The sequence below is a fragment of the Streptosporangium sp. NPDC050148 genome (genome assembly GCF_055586505.1).
In genome coordinates this window covers 90,451-107,984 of the sequence record NZ_JBVJIA010000022.1, presented here as the reverse complement: position 1 = coordinate 107,984, position 17,534 = coordinate 90,451, and the positions used below count along the sequence as shown (strand labels likewise).

Annotated in this window: 12 protein-coding genes; 6 read left to right on the top strand and 6 right to left on the bottom strand. The window is 68.6% G+C overall.

Annotation, left to right across the window (positions count from 1 at the left end; all coding sequences use genetic code 11):
- Positions 1–58: 58 nt before the first annotated feature.
- Together ACZ6RT_RS24490 and ACZ6RT_RS24485 are read left to right on the top strand one after the other, a co-directional pair.
- Entirely contained in the window at positions 59–1,849 is a 1,791-nt protein-coding gene (locus ACZ6RT_RS24490; protein ID WP_470156343.1) for a hypothetical protein, read from the top strand.
- 379 nt (positions 1,850–2,228) lie between these two features.
- Complete coding sequence (locus ACZ6RT_RS24485; RefSeq protein WP_470156342.1) at positions 2,229–3,632, top strand: MFS transporter; 1,404 nt, start codon at positions 2,229–2,231, stop codon at positions 3,630–3,632.
- Here ACZ6RT_RS24485 and ACZ6RT_RS24480 read toward each other — a convergent pair.
- A complete protein-coding gene (locus ACZ6RT_RS24480) occupies positions 3,619–5,622 on the bottom strand; it encodes an nSTAND1 domain-containing NTPase (RefSeq protein ID WP_470156340.1) in 2,004 nt (667 codons plus the stop codon). The two genes, ACZ6RT_RS24485 and ACZ6RT_RS24480, sit on opposite strands and share 14 nt — an antisense overlap.
- The gene (locus ACZ6RT_RS24475; RefSeq protein ID WP_470156338.1) at positions 5,619–6,527 is read right to left on the bottom strand and encodes an SIR2 family NAD-dependent protein deacylase; all 909 of its coding nucleotides are present in this window, start codon (positions 6,525–6,527) and stop codon (positions 5,619–5,621) included. The genes ACZ6RT_RS24480 and ACZ6RT_RS24475 overlap by 4 nt, the downstream gene beginning before the upstream one ends.
- Before the next feature lie 508 nt (positions 6,528–7,035).
- On the opposite strand from ACZ6RT_RS24475, the gene fxsT reads away from it, so the two are divergent.
- Positions 7,036–9,567, top strand: a complete 2,532-nt coding sequence (gene fxsT, locus ACZ6RT_RS24470) for an FxSxx-COOH system tetratricopeptide repeat protein (protein ID WP_470156336.1) — start codon at positions 7,036–7,038, stop codon at positions 9,565–9,567.
- A gap of 73 nt (positions 9,568–9,640) precedes the next feature.
- On the opposite strand, the gene ACZ6RT_RS24465 is transcribed toward fxsT, so the two are convergent.
- The gene (locus tag ACZ6RT_RS24465; protein ID WP_470156334.1) at positions 9,641–10,858 is read right to left on the bottom strand and encodes an FxsB family cyclophane-forming radical SAM/SPASM peptide maturase; all 1,218 of its coding nucleotides are present in this window, start codon (positions 10,856–10,858) and stop codon (positions 9,641–9,643) included.
- A gap of 385 nt (positions 10,859–11,243) precedes the next feature.
- Here ACZ6RT_RS24465 and ACZ6RT_RS24460 point away from each other — a divergent pair, with 385 nt between their 5' ends.
- Both ACZ6RT_RS24460 and ACZ6RT_RS24455 read left to right on the top strand, forming a co-directional pair.
- Positions 11,244–12,551, top strand: a complete 1,308-nt coding sequence (locus ACZ6RT_RS24460) for an HEXXH motif domain-containing protein (RefSeq protein ID WP_470156332.1) — start codon at positions 11,244–11,246, stop codon at positions 12,549–12,551.
- Between the two features lie 495 nt (positions 12,552–13,046).
- Positions 13,047–13,226: a hypothetical protein gene (locus ACZ6RT_RS24455; protein WP_470156330.1), complete on the top strand. Its 180-nt coding sequence runs from the start codon at positions 13,047–13,049 to the stop codon at positions 13,224–13,226.
- A gap of 356 nt (positions 13,227–13,582) precedes the next feature.
- Here ACZ6RT_RS24455 and ACZ6RT_RS24450 read toward each other — a convergent pair whose 3' ends face one another.
- Together ACZ6RT_RS24450 and ACZ6RT_RS24445 are read right to left on the bottom strand one after the other, a co-directional pair.
- On the bottom strand, positions 13,583–14,404 hold the full coding sequence (locus ACZ6RT_RS24450) for a hypothetical protein (RefSeq protein WP_470156329.1): 822 nt from the start codon (positions 14,402–14,404) through the stop codon (positions 13,583–13,585).
- 323 nt (positions 14,405–14,727) lie between these two features.
- Complete coding sequence (locus ACZ6RT_RS24445) at positions 14,728–15,150, bottom strand: DoxX family protein (protein ID WP_399192906.1); 423 nt, start codon at positions 15,148–15,150, stop codon at positions 14,728–14,730.
- A 77-nt stretch (positions 15,151–15,227) separates the two neighbouring features.
- Between ACZ6RT_RS24445 and ACZ6RT_RS24440 the strand changes: the two genes are divergently transcribed.
- Entirely contained in the window at positions 15,228–15,764 is a 537-nt protein-coding gene (locus ACZ6RT_RS24440) for a MarR family winged helix-turn-helix transcriptional regulator (protein WP_470156327.1), read from the top strand.
- A gap of 84 nt (positions 15,765–15,848) precedes the next feature.
- Here the strand turns inward: ACZ6RT_RS24440 and ACZ6RT_RS24435 are convergent, their stop codons facing one another.
- Entirely contained in the window at positions 15,849–17,192 is a 1,344-nt protein-coding gene (locus ACZ6RT_RS24435) for a glycoside hydrolase family 6 protein (protein WP_470156325.1), read from the bottom strand.
- Positions 17,193–17,534 lie beyond the last annotated feature (342 nt).

The window sequence follows — 17,534 nt, the reverse complement described above, 5'->3', positions numbered from 1 at the left end:
GCGGCGTAAGCTGCACCACTAGCCACACGCGTCACTTTGGGGAGGTTGCGGTCAGCCGATGGATGCAGAGTCATCGATCTGCCTGAGTGATCTGGTACCGGCCCTGCGCTGGAGCCGCCCCCAGCAGGTCGCCGAAGCCCTGGCCGACCCCCGGCTGCCCGCCGGTTGGTGGTCGTCGGTCACACTGTCCAAGGCCCTCGGCGCCGCCGGGCTCGACTGGGTCTGCGACAGGCTGGCCCGGCTCTCGCTGTCCCGCTGGGACCACCTGCCGCTGAGCGACGTGCTGCCCGCCCTGCACGTGCACACGGTCGACCCCACCCTGCCCGGCTGGTCCGAGCAGGCGCGCTCGGCCGTCGCCGGGCTCGGCGGCTGGGCCCGCCTGCGCAGGCTGACCGCCGGAGACCTGAGCGGGCCCGCCATGCCCCCCTCCCCGGAGGTGGTGGTCACCGCGATGTTCCGCGAGGTGCTGAGCCGCATCCCGGGCATCGCCGAGCAGGCCGCGCCGGCCGCATCCCAGGCCCAGACGCAGGCGCAGGCGCAGTCCCCGGTGGCTCCCGCGCAGCCGTCCGCGCCCCGGATCCCGGCTCAGGCTCCGGCACAGGTCGTCCGGGCACAGGCCCCGGCCGGGCCGCAGGCGCCGGACGTGCCGCAGCCCGCGCAGGAGCGGCGTCAGGCCCCCGTCGCTCCCGCCGCTCCCGCCGCCCCGGGCGCTCCTGCCGTCCCCGCCGCTGCCACGGCCGCCGCCGCGCCCGCCCCGGAGGGCTCCGGTGCCGCGCCGCGCGTCGACCTCAGCGAGTACCCGCTGGTACGGCTGGTGGACAACATGTTCCGCGACTGGGGCCCGCTGGAGCGGGCGGTCGCGGTGGAACGGCTCTTCGCGGTCGACCCGATCAGCCTGCGCGCGCTCGCGCACAAGCTGAACGCCGACCGCGACGCGCTGTCGGTGGCCCAGCGCGCCGCCGAGGAGCGCATCCTGCTGTGGCTGCGCTCCTCGGAGGCCGCGCCGCTCACCGGGCACATGTTCGGGCTGACCGAGTGGCTGGGCGCCGCCGCCACCAAGGAGCAGCTCATCGGCGCCGACCCCGCGCACCCGATCGAGGTCCCCACGCTGCGCACCCCGCTGTGGCGGGTGCTCGTCACGCTCATGCCCGACCGGCGCCTCCAGGACGACTGGCTCGTCGTGGGCGACCTGGGCGGCCTGCGCGACCGGACCCGCCGCCTGCTGGCGAACAAGCCCGCCGACGCCGACGCGGTCGTGCTGATGGAGCACCAGCTCGGCATCCGGGCCCACTCGGCCCAGGCCTGGCTGGACGCCCTGGCCGCCAGCGCCGCGCAGCGGCCCTCCCACGAGGAGCCCGCCGCCGAGGAGCCTCCCCGGCAGCTGCCCCGCCGTACGCCGGGGGCCAACGGCCACCACCACCGCGGCGGCCAGCCGGTCCCGCAGGTCAGCGCGAGCTCCATCGACCCCCGTGCCGCCCTGGCCACGCTCTCGGCCCTGTCCGGTGGCAACACCCGGCCCCACCTGATCACCAGCAGGCGGGCCCCGATGCCGCCGCCCGCGAGCCCGTCCGCCGACCCGAGCCGCTGGCAGCGCATAGAGGTGACCAGCGACCACCTGCGCGGCGGCCCGGTCGCCGTTCCCGAGGGGTACGCCACGCGCCTGGGCATGCGTCCCGGCACGCTGCTCTCGGTGACCGGTCCCGGCGACAACGCGGTGGTCCTCGTCTGGCGGGACCATCCGGTCTTCGACTCGCTGCAGCCCGTGCTGATGCGCCTGAACGCCCGCCCGGGCGACCAGGTCTACGTCACCGTGGACGGCTACCGGCTGGACGCCCAGCTGCCCGCCTGACCTCCGGAACACCGGCTCTCGGGGAAAGTTGCCCCAAGGGCCGGTTCACCGCCGGAGCCGGATCGCCGCCATTCCTAAAGCGGAAAGCGGCGCTACCGGCCATCCGTATCCCTATGCCCCGAAGGGGCCGATCACCCCGCCCCTCCAGGCGCCTTTTTCGGCGCCGCGTCTCCCCGGCCGGAGTGGCCCGGTAATATCACCGATACCATTGAGCACGTTCTGACCAGCGAGCTCACTTTGCCCCTTTCTCAACTTTCTCGTCAAGAAAAGGTCATTATTTCCCGTAAGAATTACGGTACCGCAGCTCTCCGCTCCTACCCCTGCGAAAGTGCCTGCTGACGACGCATAGGGGAGAACGGTGCACGACTAGGTCATTTAAATGGCCTTAGGGATAGAGAGCGACCCTGACTGGCCGATGGGAAAATTCACCAGCGTCTGGCCGGGATTGACACTCTCAACGGTCGGATCGCGAGCCATAGGTGTCACCTACCCTCTGCTCGCTCTGGCCTTGACCGGGTCACCGGCACATGCCGGCTGGACCGGCTTCGCGCTGACCCTCCCCGTCCTGGTCTTCTACCTTCCGGCCGGTGTGCTGGTCGACCGGGTGGATCCGCGCTCGCTCATGCTCTTCACCGAGCCTCTTCGTGGTCTGGCCGTCTTCAGCGTGTTCGCCGCCCTCGCCTTTCATCGGCTGTCACTGCCGCATCTTCTGTCGGCCGCCCTGCTGGAGGGCACGCTCTGGGTCGTCTACTCCCTTGCCGAGACGGCACTGGTCTCGTCGCTGGCCACGAAGACCGAGATCCCCGGCACGATCGCCAAGAGCGAGACGATAGCGCACATCGCGGTTCTGACGGGCAGGCCACTCGGGGGGTGGCTGTTCGGGATCGCGCAGACGGCGCCGTTCGTCCTCAACTCGGTGTTCTTCCTTCTGTCCGCGGTCTTCTCCCTGCGGATCGCGCCGGCAGGTGATGACGAGCGCCGGCCACCGGTGATCCGCCAGATGGCCGGCGGCCTCAAGGGCATGATGAGCCCTCGAATGGTCACAGAGACGGCCGAGGGATTCCGCGAGCTCATGAACCACCCCTTCCTCCGCCGGGCCATGGCCCTGACCACGCTCACCAACCTGATCCTCAACGCCCTCATCATGGTCTTCATCACCGGGACGAGGCTCTCCTCCTACCAGGTGGGCCTGGCCCTGGCCACCGGAGGAATAGGCGGCGTGCTGGGTTCCGCCCTGGCCTCCCACCTGAGGTTCAGGCCGACGAATCGCATCCTCTTCGCTCACCTGTGGATCTGGGCACTGGCCGTCTCCATCGCGGCCTACGGCGGTGGAGCCTTCTTCTTCGGGTTGGCGATCCTGCTGACCGGTTTCACCGGAGCGGTCGGGAACGTGGCCATCAGAACCTTCGAGACCGACCGGGTAGCCCGGAGCCTGCTCGGGCGGGTGGTGAGCGTGCACCGTCTCGTCGTGTACGGCGCGGTGTGCGTCGCGGCTCCCTTCGGGGGAATCCTCGTCACGATCTTCGGTGACCGGACGGCGTCCGTCATCCTGGCGCGCCTGATGTGGCTCGTCACCATCGGTGTCACCGTCTGGGCGCTTCTCCGCCTCTGGAAGCGGTTCCCTCTTCCGACCTGGCCCTATCCCCTCGTGTGGCCCGGTCTCCCCTACGTCCGCGTTCTCGCGGGCCTCGGCCTGCTCACGCGGCCTCACCTCGTCGGGCCGTTCCCGTTCCCGTTCGGAGGTCACGCCGTCGTGGCCGCGAGGCCGCTCAGGAGGCGGTGAGCAACCGGTCTGCTTCCGTCATCAGTTGACGGGGAAGCTTCGGCGCCCTCGCCGCCTTGGCCCGACGAGCCAGATCGGCCGCCGAGGTGGCGTCCCCGGCCAGATCTGTGACCTTCGCCGCGTACAACAGCGCCGGGCCGTGATCCCCCACCTCGGTCAGCACCGCTTTGATCTCACGCTCCGCCTCTGTGAACCGTCCGAGTGAGGCCAGCGCAAGTGCGTAGGCGGCCCTGCTGGACGGCCACTGCAGCGGCTTGACCCGAGTGAGATCGCGTAGTGCCGCATCCGCCTCGCCGAGCCCCGCGAGGATCTCGCCCCGCGCCCGCAGTGCCTCGGGCAGGTTGCCCTCCCTGTTCAGGACGTCGTTGAGCACCTCCCGTGCCGCGCCGGGATGCCCGTCATGCCAGAGCATCCAGGCGAGCTCGGTCTGGACGCTTCTGTCGTCGGGCACCCGGCGTACGGCCGAGACCAGTTCCTGGACCGCCTCCGAGGGACGCCCCTGGGCCAGGCGCAGCCGCCCGATCCCGGCGAGCAGCCCGCCTACCGCGGAGGTCGCGCCCAGCGTCTCGAAGAGACCCGCGGCGGCGTGGTAGTGCGACACGGCCAGGTCGAACCTCTCCTGCCGATGCGCGATGGTACCGAGAAAGGACTCGATCTCCGCCCGGGCCCTGGTGTTGTCACCACACTGCTCCAGGGCCTCCTTGGCCTCTTCGGCCGCCCGCGCGAACTCCCCGTCCCGGAACGAGATCTCCGCCGCCCGCAGGTGGTCGTCGAACGACGCCGGACTCTCCGTCGGCATGGAAAGGTGGTCGTTCTGAAGGATCGGCTGGATGAGACGCTCGTGCGCCAGCTCGCACCATCGTGTGCCTGCCTTGACGTCCTCGCGCAGGATATGCCGGTCCACCAGCGCCTCAAGAAGGGCGTTCGGCCTGCCCGCGGTGACGGTCTCCCGCAGGTGGACGGCCTCACGGGTCCCGCTCTCGGTGATGAAGGTACGACGCAACCAGCCTATGAGCCCGTCGGCGTCACCTCCGAGATGGTCCCGGGCGACCTCGGCGATCATCTGCTCGAAGAAGCCGGTGAGCGACCGGTCGGCGTTCGCGAACCTGCGGAGATGGTCGGCGGAGATGACCCGGACCTCCTCCGGCAGTGACCGCCACATGGCGGAACAGACCACCTGAAGCTGGACGGGTTCGACCACCTCGGTGTCGGCGGTCAGGTCCTTGCCCGGCGCCCTGCCGACCCGGACCATGCTGAGGTTCTCCGCGAGTTCCTGCGCCGCCCCCGGAGCGAACGAGCGCCCGGTCCCCTCCACGGGACACTCGATGGCCCGGACGGCGGCGGTCCTGTCGAGAGCGGTCAGGGCGAAGCGGCTCCTGATCGGACCGGCCAGTTTCGGCTCGTGAGGAAGCAGACCGGACAGGTGATTCTCCCGGATCGAGATGAGAAGACGAAGATTCGGGTCCTCGTCCAGCGCCTCGACGAGCTGGCCGACGAACCAGTCCCGGTACGGCCGGCTGTGCGCGAAGTCCCCGAACAGCTCCTCACCCTGATCGATCGCGATCAGGGTGAGGACCCTGTCACCGTACGGATCCTGGCGTACAGGACGCCGCTTCAGGAACTCGTGGACGGTGAGCCCGGCCAACCGGCTGGGCGTCTCGGCCGGGGACCATGACGACAGCAGCGCGAACACGTGCGGGTTGTGCCGGGAGAGCTCGGCCGACGGGAGGGGCGAGCCGTGCGAGACACGGCCGATCGGCAGCACGTCCGTCCTGCCGGGATCCAGCAGGGGCAGCACCCCGGCCTGGAGCAGCGAGGTCTTGCCCACCCCGGACGGCCCGTACAGCACGGTCAGCCGACCGGCCTGCCACAGGTCCGAGACCTGGTAGGACTCCCTGACCCGGCCGAAGAACTTCGAGTCGTCCTCACGGCGGAACGCTCGCAGGCCGACGTACGGCTGCTCGGCGGCGAAGTGGCGGTCCGGGTTCACGACGTCGGCCCCATCCGTCGTCGCAGCTCCTCGCAGAACTCCTCCGCCGTCCCCCAGAAGATCGAGATCTGCGAACCCTCGTAGTATCGGGCCAGCCAGCGCTTGACGTCCAGGACGTCCGTCCTCGCGCTGGCGAGCGACGGGGACAGCTGCACGCTCACGTGCCTGCGGCGGTTGACCCCGCACACCGTTTTCAGCAATCCATGAAAGAGCACCCGAAACGTCCAGTCCCGCAGGCTGTACCCGACGAACAGCAGAGGACGCCTGGTCAGCGCCGCGCGAATGGAGGTGGGAAGCATTCTCTGTCCGCCTTCGACGCCCTCCACCGTGAGGCTGGTGAGAAACTCCAGATAGTCGTCCTCGGCGAGAACGAGCGAGGCCGGATCACTCAGGCTGCCGTGCAGATGATAGACGAGCGGGGCGCCGGGCCGGGGATTCCATCCGTCCTCGCTGCCGAACAGCTCCTCCGCGTAGTCCAGGTCCTCGTTCCAGGGGCAGACGGCCACGTTCGGTTTTTTCCCCACGTTCTCCAGTGAACGCGCGATAAAATTGTCATAGTTTGTCGTGAGATACACCGGAAGAGGAAAATCAGCGAGCAGACCGTGCGGCTCCAGCGGATCACGGAAGTCGGGCTCCCGGCCGGAGTTCAGCTCGTCACAGACCTGCTTCTTGACATAGAGGGAATCGCCGTACTTCATCACCGCGTACTGCGTCACCCTGGGAAGATCGTGATCGTCCTCGAAGGGGTATTTCCACCGCCCGGCCATCTCACGACTCAGCGCCACCCCGGTCGGCAGGGTCCCGACGCAGGCTCCGGACCCCAGGAACGGCGTGCAGTCCCCGCTTCTCAGCTGGGCGATCAGGCGTTCCCATTCGGCCTCCCCCATGTCGAGCACGTAGGGCACCACCTCACGGTCAGGGGGTTCGATCGAGTCCCGGTCCCGACACCATACAACTCCGTCGGCACCACAACGCCTTTCCGTCCGGAAAGGCGTCCCCTGTTCCACCGGTGCGGGAAGATAATTCACGATCGCCTTTCTGCCGCGACCTCCAGGAAAGACGAGACGGCACCTGGATCGAACGTGCGGGCTTCACCCTCGGCTCCGGCGACGGCCTTCGTCTCCTTGCACGAGGAGCGGCACGATCTTCTGTGCGTTCCGAGGGAGAGATCCGGACTCGGAAAAACCTTATCCCAAGCCGCCGTCACGCACACTCCCCGTTCTGCGGAGTGTCAACACCGGTCGGAACCCGGATTTAGGGCATCCTAAAAACAGGAACGTCCACCCTTCCCGCAATCACTCGATACGCGCTTCTCTTCACATACGATTATTATTCTGTGATACTCCACTCCTCGAATCAACCTTAGGATGGCCATACGGTCCCGTAATCCTGAAATGGCGGAGGTCCGAGGTGGTGGAACTCTCACGTGCGGCGAACACCGTGCCGGAACGGCAGTCCGAGGTCTGGGAGAAGGTGCCGCCTCGCAACCGGAACTTCACCGGCCGGGACGATCTGCTGCACAGGCTCCGCCAGGACATGAACACCGTGACGGCCGTCGTACCCCAGCCCCAGGCCCTGCAGGGGTGGGGAGGCGTGGGCAAGACCCACCTCGCCATCGAGTACGCCTACCGTTACCGCTCGCACTATGACCTGGTCTGGTGGATTCCGGCGGACCAGCGCGTGCTGGTGCCGTCCGCGCTGGCCGCGATGGCGCCCTACCTGGGGCTGCCCCCGGCGTCGGCCACCGGTGTGGAGGAGGCCGCGGAGTCCGTCCGCAGAACGCTGCAGAGCGGCACTCCCTACCGCAGGTGGCTCCTGATCTTCGACAACGCCGAGGAGCCGGGACAGGTCGAGGGATTCATCCCGCGCGGCCCCGGTCACGTCCTGATCACCTCCCGTAACCCCAAGTGGGAGGACCACTGCGACACGCTTCGGGTCGACGTCTTCATCCGGGACGAGAGCATCACGTTCCTGAACAAGCGCCTGCGTCGGGAGGTGCCGGCCGAGGACGCCTTCCGGCTGGCCGAGCAGCTCGGTGACCTGCCCCTGGCCCTGGAACAGGCCGGCGCGCTCCAGTACGAGACGGGAATGTCCATCGACGAGTACCTGGAGCAGCTCAGGGAGCAGACCAGTCGGTTGCTGGGCATCAACAGGGCTTCGGGATACCCGCTTTCGATGACGGCCGCCTGGAAGGTCTCGGTGTCGCTTCTGGAGGACCGCCTGCCGGAGGCCATCACGATCCTGCGCACCTGTGCCTTCTTCGGACCCGAGCCGATCCCCCGCGACGTCTTCCGCAAGGGCGGCAAGGCCGCCACCGCCTCCCGGCTGGGCGCGATCCTGTCCGATCCCATCCTGCTCGCCAGGGCGCTGAGCGAGCTGGGGCGTTTCGCGCTGGCTAGGATCGAGCCCACGAGCCGTACGGTTCAGGTGCACCGTCTCATCCAGGCGCTTCTCCGCGACGACCTGTCCGAGGAGGAGAAGGGAAAGACACGGCACGAGGTCCACCTGCTGCTCGCGAGCAGCGCGCCGAAGGATCCGGACGACACTGACAAATGGCAGGGTTTCGAGGAGCTCGTCGCCCACGTCGTTCCTTCGGGCCTGGAGAGATGCACCGACCCCTCGGTGAGGCGGTTCGCCCTCAATGTCATTCGTTACCTGTACACCTCCGGCAACTACCAGTCCGCCCTGTCCTTCCTCGAGAGTTTCATCGACCGGTGGACCGCGGCCGACGGGGCGGAGCACCCGGACGTGCTCGTCGCGCACCGGCACCTCGGCAACGTCCTGCGCGGGCTCGGCCGGTACAGGGAGGCGTACGAGACCGACCGTGTCACCGTCAGGAACATGGGTGCGATCCTCGGTGAGAACCACTCCGAGACCCTCCGGGTGAGCAACGGTTACGGAGCGTCCCTGCGGGCTCGCGGCGACTTCGCCCTCGCCCTCCAGCTGGACGAGGCGGCGCGGACAGCCCACGAGACCCATCTGGGGCCGACCGCTCCGGCCACCCTGCGCCTCCTGAACAGCCTGGCCCTCGACTACGCCCTCACCAGCGAGTACGAGGCGGCGCGGCGGCTGCACCAGGAAACCTTCGTGGAGACGAGCGATGCGACGGAAGGGGTCAGCAAGAGCTTCCTGCTCCAGTCCTGGAACGGCCTGGCCAGGGCCGTGAGGCTGTGCGGCGACTACACGGAGGCGTGCGATCTGGGTGAGGAGGCCTATGCCTACGGCGTCCAGGAACTGACCCTCGACCATCACTACACCCTGCTGGCCGCCAAGGACCTGTCCATCGCCAAGCGCCGGGCGGGGCAGATCACCGAAGGGCTCGAGATCGCACGCGACACGCACACCCGGCTGCAGCGGCTCTTCGGAGACGAGCACCCCGACACGATGGCGGCGGCGATCAACCTCTCCAACGCCCTGCGGACGGCCGGAGATCTGGACGAGGCGTTCGTCACGGCCAAGAGGGCGATTGCCCTCTACCCCAGAATGTTCGGCGACGACCACCCCTACAGCCTTGCCTGCAGGGGAAACCTGGCCATCCTTCACCGGCTCCGCGGTGAGGTCGCGACCGCCCGGGATCTCGACGAGGAGGTCAGGAAAGAGCTGATCGCCAAGGTCGGCCCGAGGCACCACTACCCCCTGTCGTGCGCCGTCGGTCTCCAAGCGGACCTCGCCGCGCTGGGAGAGAACGCCGAAGCGTGCCGGCTCGGCAGGGAGACACTCGCAGGCCTGCGAGAGCTCTTCGGCCAGGATCACTTCCTTACCCTGGCCTGCGCGGCCAACCTCGCCCTCGACCTGAAGGCGGCGGGCGCGAGAGAAGAGGCCGAACTCCTGTATGCGGACACGATGCGCCGCTACGAGCGGCCGCTGCGGTTCGGCCACCCCGATGCCGTCATGGCGAGGGAGGGACACCGGATCGAGTGCGACTTCGATCCCCCGCCGATCTGACCGCCTCACGGCCGCGCTCGGCCTTCCTCCTCGAAGGGCGCGAAAGGACCGGCGGCCCATCCGTCGCATCCGCCTATCGGTTCGCCTTCAGCGCCGCGACGTCGCGCGCGAACCTTTCGCTGATATGGGTGATCAGCCGGTAGAGGTCAGGGCAGTAGACGGAGGCCCCGCGGAACCCCTCGGCCTCGCTGTACCGGTGCGCGTACAGCCCTCCTCCGCAGACCGAACGGATGTCGCAGGCCAGGCATACGGGGGCCAGCGCGAGTTCACCGATCTGCCGGGCGACCATGGCGGGGTGCGTGAGCGCGGCGTCGAAGGGGTCACGGAGAAGATGCAGCCTGGTCGCGGCGGCTCCGTGATAACTGGACTTGAGGATGTCCGACTGCTCGATGCTGCCGTCCGTCTCGACGATGGCCATCCGCGCGGGCGACAGCCCGATCGCCTCGCTTCGCGAGGCGCCTCCCGCCAGTAACCGCATGATCTCCCCGAACAACCGGACCTCGGTCTGGTGGTTGGTCGATCCGTACCAGAGATCGAAGATCGGAATGAGCCAGTCGGCGTACGGCGTGTCGGCCGATCCGGGGACGCGCGCGGGCGGAGGCGCGAACCAGTTGCCGTGCGGGAGCAGGAAGTCGACCACCGGTGGATCGAACTCCAGGAGTGCCTCATAGGTCGCGATCGGATCGTTGCGCACGTCGACCGTGCAGAGAAGGCCACTGAACAGGCGATGGTACGGGCCGCTGGTGAGACGTCTCAACGCGGCCGTCACGGCCGCGTGACTCCCCCTGCCGTCGGCGTAGCGCCTGTGCCGATCGTGACCCTCGGCGTAGCCGTCCATGCTCACGCCGACGCCGATCTCCAGGGCGTCGAAGAGCCGGAGATAGGTCTCGTCCAGCCGAAGCCCGTTGGTCTGCACGCCGACATGGACTCGGGTTCCGACCTCGGCCGCCTCCCGCCTGATCGTGCGCACGGCGTAGGAGATGACGTCGGGTCCCGCCAGGAGCGGCTCCCCGCCGTGCAGGACGACTTCCACCTCGGCCAGTTCGTGGGTGAGGGCGTGCTCGGCGATCCGCCTCGCCGTACAGTCGACGATCGCCGTGGACATCCGCCGCGGCTGAGCCTTCCAGGACTGGTCGGCCATCTCGTAGACGTAACAGTGACGGCAGGCCAGATCACACCTGCTGTGAATCTTCAGGATGAACTGCCGGAAAGCCAGAGGCCGCCAGCCGGAGGACAACATCCCCTCGACGTCAAGAGTGGCCGGGAAGGCGTTATGGGGAATCGCGCTCACGGAATCAGGTTTCTGCGGCAAATGCGGCACACCTCTCTTGCGCCATTTCCCATCTCGCATGAACCGGTCCCGGCTACCGGGATCGCTCAGAAGTACATACCCACCGCAACGGCGAATCACCCGATTTCACCGGTCGATCTGGCAGAGCAACTACACATCCTCTATGATATAAGCATCTTTCGGTCATGACATAATGCATTCCCGATCAAGGGGCCGGTGATGAACATGAGGCGCGCGGTTTCAGACCGGGGAGGTCTCTTCTCCCACCGCCCCCCGGGCCACGTTTTCATTTCCCGAGCTCATCTCGTCCCCCCTCGCGACGAGCGCACCGAGAAAGGGACGGCGCGGGCCCATGGACACGACCGAAACAACGGGAAAGATGACAATGCGCCTGCGTGAACATCAGATCACGACCCGCCTGTTCCTGGAACTCGCCGGAGGTGACGGTGGCGCCGCCGCCCTTGGCGAGCTCTCCGCGGCGCAACACAGTAAGCACCTTCTCCTCGTACGAGGAGTGCTGGAGTCGGCGGAAACGAACGGCCACCCCGGCGCCGCCGCCACCCGGCGCGCCTACGATCTGCTCGCCACGGTTCAACATCGTCGTCCCGGCGCCGTCGAGACCGTTCTCCGTCATCCGTCCGTGGGCGCCTGGGCGCGCAGGACCGTGAGAATGCTGAACGCCGGCGATGGGGGTGCGGCACCAGGACAGCTCGCGGCGATCGCCGCCGCGGCGGCCATCCGATCCGGTACGGCCTGCGAGATCGAGGTGCCGGCAGTGGAGGGGGTGGTCACGTTGCCGTCACTGGGCCAGGCGATCCTCTCTCCCGGCCTCTCGACGGCGACGGTCCGGTGCCTCGCGGACGGCACCGACCTCACGGCGGATGGAATCGTCGTCCGGGTCCCGGACGATCTCCGCCAGGACGCTCCGGGCTGGAGCGGGCTGCGCTCACTGTCGGCCGAGGCCGACGGCATGTCGCTCAACCTGCTCATCGACGACCTGGACCCCTACCGGATGCCGGACATAACAAATATCGGCGGGCGTCTCACCGAATCCGAGCTCGCACGGTGGCAGTCCATGCTTGATGAGGCATGGAAACTGATGGTGAGCCACCATCGATCTGTGGCCGAGGAGGTCGCGGCGGCGATCACCGTCCTCACCCCATTGGTCGCACCTCCCCAGGGCCAGTCCAGCTCGACGTCGCGGGAGACGTTCGGCTGCGTCGCGCTGTCGACTCCTCCGGACGCCGTCACCCTCGCGGTCACCCTGACGCACGAGACCCAGCACGCGAAGCTCTCCGCCCTGCTCGACCTCGTCCCCCTGACCCTCCCGGACAACGGTTCCCTCTACTACGCCCCCTGGCGTGAGGACCCCCGACCCGTTCCCGGTCTGCTTCAGGGGGCGTACGCCTTCCTGGGAGTGGCCGGTTTCTGGGGACGTCAGCGTCACCTGGAGCGAGGTGAGGCCGCCGTGCACGCGAGTGCCGAGTTCTTCCGGTGGCGCGAGGCCGCGCGCCTGGTCGTCGGCACCCTGCACGACAGCGGGCGGCTGACCGCGGCAGGCGAGGTCTTCACCGCCGAAATGGCGCGGCGGCTCGACGACTGGGCGCGAGAGACCGTGCCGACCGATGCCCGCGATCTCGCCGTCGAGCGCGCGGAGCACCACCGTGCCCACTGGCTGGAACGCCATGGCTAGACGGGGAACGGAGTCAAGCCGATGTCGAGTCGCTCATCGTTCAGGATCACCTTCGTGTCGGGACGGTCCTCACCCCGCCGAATCCGTGAAGCGTGGGCGGCGCCTCGGAGGTGACCCTCGCCCGCGGCATGCCGAGGACGTCCTGGCGGTCGGCGAAGTCCTTGTTCCCCGGTGGCCCCCTGCCAGGATCCGGGACCGGCGTCCTCGTCCGGGGAAAACCTCCGACGGCTCTGAGCCGGTTGTGTGATCTCCCCGCTGTCCGATCCGGTTCGTCCTGCGACCCGGTCACGCTCTCCACGCGTACAGAAATGCCATATTTTCATGGCCGCATCAGGATAGAGAATCCATCGTGCCGGATTTTTCTTCTTTGCCGCACCGAAGCAAACGGTTACGCTGGTCGTAGTACTCGACAAGCACTGAAAAGCAAGGTCACATGCGGTTCGGAAGCAGAGGCACCGCACGCTGCCACTCCAAGAGCAAGGCGGAGAAAATCTCATGGACAGTGGAACAGGCATGAAAGAGGCGGAGCACATCAACGGCCGCCTGGTCGATGTGACCGGGCTGACGTTGGCCGATCTCGATCTGATCGAAGGATCCCCGTTCAAGCACACGTTGCGGCACATACTCGACGATGACAACGTGGGGCCTGTCGCCGGATTCTCATCGGTTGTATAGAAAACCGAGATCTCAGCAGTGCTGAAATAGGGACACGGAGGTGTCGCAGGGCACCTCATCGTGACCAGATGGCTTGTGCGTGGTGTCGACCGGGAGAGTCGATCCGCTCGCCGGAAACATTCATCCCCCGGAGGGGTCGTACAGGCTGGTCTCCAGCAGTGGGCGACGCGGGCCGCCGGACGATCGCATGCCGGCCCCTCCGCGCCGGTCACAGCCCCTGCTGCCCGCCTTCCACCGCGTGGACCGCTCCGGACAGGACACCGGGTGGCGGGCCGGTCCTGCCGCAGGCCGCGCGCGGACCGTGCCGGGCTGGGTCCCGTACTCGGAGGAGCTCGTCTCGCGGGCGCTCGAAGCGGTCAGTCCCGGGCTTCCACCGCACCTCCGGAAGCAGACCGAGGAGCTTCTGCAGGAGAGGAGAAGCGCCTGACGTCCGGGGTCGCGGCCTGCCAGATGTGGTCGAACTGCTCCACCCAGTACGCGTACCAGCGCTCGTCGCGCCCTCGGGTCAGCTCCAGGTGCATGCGCGAGGAGGTCGACGGGTTGTGGAAGCCGTGGATCTCCACGATGACCCGGCCCCTGGGCGTCTCCGGGTCGACGAGTACCAGGCTGAACCCCGGGCTGTAGGCGAGCAGGCGGTACTCGAACCCGCCCTCGACCTTCCAGCCGCCCATCAGCCGCAGGCGCTCCAGGGTCCCCTCCAGCGAGGCGGGGAGCCGCTGGACCGGGAACTCGACCGAGTCGTCCAGCTGCCTTGCGGCCAGCCGGACGGCCGCCCTCTCGGCCGGGTCGAGCACGACGATCCTGACACTGCCCTTCTCCCGCGCGAGCACCGTGGTGCGCAGCAGCTCGCAGGTCCGCGCCGACAGCAGGTTCACCGCGGACGGGGCGAAGACGCGGACGTCGCGCGCGTGGGCGAACAGCGACGACAGCGGCGCGGTGTCGTACACCGACCGGTCGTGCAGCAGGTCGGCGGGCGGGGAGCCGGGCTCGGCGGGCAGGGTGAGGCGGTAGAGCAGCAGTCCCAGCCCGGAGAACAGGACGGCCCATCGCAGGTCGTCCTCTAGCGCGTCGCTGAAGACCGACAGGAGCGCGAACGCGAAGACGACGACGGTGAGGGCGTACGCGTCGATGTGCTGGCGGGCCTTGAAATCCGCGCCGATCCTGCGCAGCCATCGCATACCGGCCCCCCAGCCCTCGGGTGCTGTCGTAGACGACTATGCCCACTGCGCGGGGACGGGACGACCTGTGGACACGCGATGTTTCGTACCGTTTCCGGCCGGCTCGCCCCGGGCGGACGAAAGGGGTCCGGGCCCCGGGTGCGACACCGGCCGGGGCCCGGCATGGCCGGACGTGCTCTGACGTGCTCTGAGATGCTCTGACGTGCCCCGATGTGCTGTGACGCGGGGTGGCGCGGGGTGGCGCGGCCGGATGCGACGATGCGGGCCGGGCGCTGCCGTGCGCGGCCAGGTGTGGCCAGGTGTGGCCGGATGTGGCCGCCGGGTCAGACCGCGACCGGCTGACGGCGGCGCTGCCAGAGGGCGTCGACGGCGAGGGCACCGCCACCGCTGAAGCCGATGGCCAGGGTGGTGGCGGCGAGGACCAGGACGTACTCGTAGCCGCCCTTGTCGGCGCCGAAGCCGTTGGCGCCGTGCACGAAGAGGATCGCGCCGAGCATGTTGAGCGCGAGCAGGGTGCCGAAGACGGGCAGGGCCGCGCCCAGGATGAGCGCGATGCCGCCGACGACCTCCAGGACGGCCACGGCCGGAGCGGCGACGCCCGCCAGCGGGACGCCGATCGAGTCGAAGAACGCCGTGGTCTGGGCCAGACCCATCGTCGCGAACTTCTGCCAGCCGTGCACCACGAAGACCACACCCAGGACGACGCGTGCCACCAGCAGGGTGTAGGGGCGGATCCTGTCAACCATGATGACTCCTCATGTCATTCGAATTTGTACAGAACCCTAGCGGTTAGTTCAAATTCGAACAAGCATAGGATGGACGGGTGAGCGAGACGAGATGGCTCAACGAGGCCGAGATGGCCGCGTGGATGGCCTACGTGGCCGCCACGCACCTGCTGGAGCGTCGCGTCGAGGATCAGCTGAAGGCCGACTCCGGCCTCACCCATGCCCAGTACGAGATCCTGGCGAAACTCTCCGCCTGCCCCGGGGGGCAGCTGCGGATGACGGAGCTCGCCCACAGGCTGATCGTCTCCAAGAGCGGCCTCACGTACCAGATCGGGCAGCTGGAGAGGAAAGGGCTCGTCACCCGGGCGAGTTGCCCCTCGGACGAGCGGGGCGTGCTCGCCGTACTCACCGAGCAGGGGATGCGCTGCCTGGAGCGGACCGCGCCCGGGCACGTCGCCGTCGTGCGCGCCTTCCTGATCGACCGGCTCACCCCAGCGGAGATCGAGGCCATGCGGCAGATCATGACGAAGGCCACGGCCGCCATGGAGGCGGCACCGCCCGGCCCGCTCCGCGACCCGGAACCGGGCCACGAACCGGGACCAGGAGCGGGACCGGGACCGGATCGCGGAACGTAGCCCCCGGGAGACAAAAAGGATCCGGTACGGCTCGCACGGGGGGCATACCGTGTGAGCCGTACCGGATCACGCCACATCGCCGGGTCAGGCGGCGGTGCAGCCGATCTGAGAGGGTGCCTGGTTGCTCCCGGACCAGCTGCCGGTGAACCCGAAGGTCGCCGAGGCGCCCGCGGGGAGGGAGCCGTTGTGGGAGACGTTGCGCACCGAGACACCCGCGCCGCTCTGGGTGTGCTGGCCGTTCCAGAGCTGGGTGATGCGCTGGTCACCCGGGAAGGACCAGGTCACCGTCCAGCCGGACAGCGGCGCGGTGCCGGTGCTCTTCACCGTCACCTCGCCCTGGAAACCGCCCTGCCAGGAACCGGCCACCTTGTAGGAGGCCGTGCAGGCCTGTCCGGCGGTCGGCGTGACGGTCGGGGTCGGCGTGGGGGTGGGCGTGACGGTCGGGGTCACCGTGGGCGTGGGGGTGGGTTCCGACCGGCCCGCCAGGGCCAGCTCGTAGGCGCGCTGCGGCACGAACTGGCCCGCACCGGCGATGCACCCGTCCGCCTCGCCCGGCAGCTTGATCCACAGGAACGCGTCGATCATCGGGTCGCCGGTGGCGTTGGTGCTGGGCGTGCCGATGGCCCGGCCTGCCGGGTCGCACCACTCGCTGCCCGCGGGGCCGTTGCCGTTGCGGCTGGTGTCGATCACGGCGCGCAGCCGGGAGACGCCGGTGGCGGAGATGATGTTCTTGGCGTACGCGACCTCGGTGGAGGTCAGCCGGTAGTTGGAGACGTTGAGGGAGATGCCGTCCGCGCTGTTCGCGACGTCCGCGGCCCTCAGCCGGGCGGCGGCCTCACCGGGCGAGAGCCATCCCGAGTGCCCGATGTCGAAGTAGACCTTGGCCGCGGAGGACCCGGCCTTCAGCTTCTTCCCGGCGTACGCCATGGAGGCGTTGGTCTCCTGCTGCTGCGAGGAGCTCATGCAGTTGGTCATGATCGGGAGCACGTCGGGCTCCAGGATGATCGACGCCGGGCGTCCCTGCAGGCCGGCGGCGACCTCGTCGATCCACTGCCGGTAGGCCGTGTGGTTGGGAGCACCGCCCGTGCTGGCGCCGCTGCAGTCGCGGTTGGGGATGTTGTACACGACGAGGATGGGGATCTTGCCCGCGGCGGCCGCGGCGCCGACGAACGACGACACCTGGCCACGGACCGTGGAGGTGTTGGTGGTGGTGTACCAGCGGGCCTGCGGCACGGAGGCGATCCGGTCGCGGATGACCGCGGCCCTGGAGTCACCGGGGTTGGCCGCGACCCACTTGGCGGCGTTGGTCTCGGGGTCCACGTAGAACGGCGAGTCGGCGGCGGACGCGCCGGAGGCGACGGCGACGGCCGTCCCTGACATGATCGCGACGGCCGCGCAGAGCGTGGCGAGGATTGACCTTCTCGGCATGGAGCAGGCTCCTTCGGGGGAGATGTGGGAGCGCTCCCACCTTAGGTGCGCGGGTGCCCTAGAACCCAGCGCCGAGCGCTCCGTCCTCACACCACGCCGCGCTGACCTGTGCGAACACGGGTCACCACCGATGAAAGTTTCAGTACTTCCGGCTCGACGGCCTCGCCCGGCCGGGAGGGCGCCGGGAAAACCGGGAAAATTCCTCCGGCGGCGAGGGTAAGCGCACCGCTCCGGACCCACCGCTCCGAGCCCGTCGGCCCGGGCTCCACCGCTCCGGATTCACTCCTCCGAGCCGACGGCCCGGACCCTCCGCTCCGGGCCGCCGCTCCGCGTTCACGTTCC